At 60.2% G+C, this 1,781-nt stretch carries 1 protein-coding gene; it reads left to right on the top strand.

Annotated features, from left to right (window positions below):
• A partial coding sequence (gene pvdQ / locus AC1DLB_RS29170; RefSeq protein WP_477786203.1) for a bifunctional acylase PvdQ occupies nucleotides 1–1,781 on the top strand: 1,781 nt, incomplete at both ends.

The raw sequence follows: 1,781 nt of genomic DNA, 5'->3' as shown, positions 1-1,781 counted from the left end.
CGCTCGAGGAGCGCGGTAACCTGGCCAGCGATCTGTTTTTCAACTGGCTGAACACCCCTGAGGCTGTCGCCGGTTTCTGGCAGGCGCAAACTCCGGAAGTCCGTGAGCTCATTGAAGGCTATGTGGCGGGTTACAACCGTTCGCTGACAGAGCGTCGAGCGCAAGGTTTACCGCAGCAATGCCAGGGCGAATGGGTGCGCGCAATTACCGCCCAGGACCTGGTCAAGTTGACTCGTCGATTGTTGGTCGAAGGCGGCGTGGGCCAGTTTGCCGAAGCACTGGCCGGCGCGACTCCGCCTAAAGCCGTCGCTCATGCGGCAGGCGACCCGGCGTCGTTCCAGTTGGCGACTTCACGCATGCAACGCTTCGCTCTGGATCGAGGCCGCAACGCTGTGGCGGTTGGCAGCGAGCGTTCGTTCAACGGTCGCGGAATGCTGCTGGCCAACCCGCATTTTCCTTGGGTGGGCGGGATGCGTTTTTATCAGATGCACCTGACCATTCCCGGCAAACTGGATGTGATGGGCGCCGCGTTGCCCGGTCTGCCGATGATCAACATCGGGTTCAACCAGCATCTGGCATGGACCCACACCGTAGACTCGTCTAAGCACTTCACCTTGTATCGCCTGCAACTCGATCCGAAGGAGCCGACCCGCTACCTGCTCGATGGCAAGTCTTTGCCAATGAAAAAGCAGACGCTGACAGTCAGCGTGAAGCAACCCGATGGCCAGACCCGGCAGATTTCCCATGTGGTCTATAGCTCGGCGTTCGGGCCGATTGTGCAATGGCCTGGAAAACTGGACTGGAACAATCAGTTTGCCTACAGCCTGCGTGATGCCAACCTGGATAACGACCGGGTCTTGCAGCAGTGGTACGCGATGAATCGTGCCGCCAGCGTCAAGGATTTACAGGCCTCGGTGCACAAGATTCAGGGGATCCCGTGGGTTAATACCCTGGCGGTGGACGATCAGGGCCAGACGCTTTACATGAACCTGTCAGTGGTGCCGAACGTCAGCGCTGACAAGTTGGCCAAGTGCAGCGATCCGCGAGCGGGGTTACAGATGATCCTGCTCGACGGCTCCAACAGTGCTTGTGCCTGGGACGTCGACCCGCACGCCGCGCAAAAAGGCATTTATGCCGCAGACAAATTGCCGCAACTGTTGCGCAAGGATTTTGTGCAGCATTCCAACGATTCGGCCTGGATGGCCAACCCGGGACAACCRCTCACTGGTTTCTCGCCATTGATCAGTCAGGACAGCCAGCCATTGGGGCTGCGTTCGCGCTTCGCCCTGGAGCGCCTGAGCTTTTTAAACAAGGCGGGTCCTATTGCGGCGGCGGATCTGCAACACATGGTGATGGACGATCAGGTGTATCAGGCGGCCCTGGTGATGCCGGACCTGCTGCAATTCTGTGCCGCGGACCTCGGCACCGATGCGCCGACGCTGACGCCCTTGTGTGCCAGTCTCAAGGCTTGGGATCACCGAGTGAATCTGGACAGTGGGCTGGGCTTTGTGCATTTTCAGAACGTCATGCTGGCGTTGCAGCAAACCCCTGACTTCTGGCGTGTGGCGTTCGATCCGAAGGATCCGCAACACACCCCGAGTGGCCTGGCCACCGAACGGCCGGAAGTCGCCAAAGCGGTTCGGGCGTCGATGCTGGCTTCGGTAGAAAAGGTCGAGACCCTTGGCCTGAAGGCCGACAGCCGCTGGGGCGATATTCAGGTGGCCAGCAGTGGCGGGCAGCAAACGCCGATCCACGGCGGGTCGGGCACGCTGGGGGTGTAT

The sequence above is a fragment of the Pseudomonas sp. 05N434 genome, assembly GCF_056396965.1.
The sequence above is the reverse complement of the archived record's forward strand: the minus strand, read 5'-3'. Positions and strand labels throughout refer to the sequence as shown.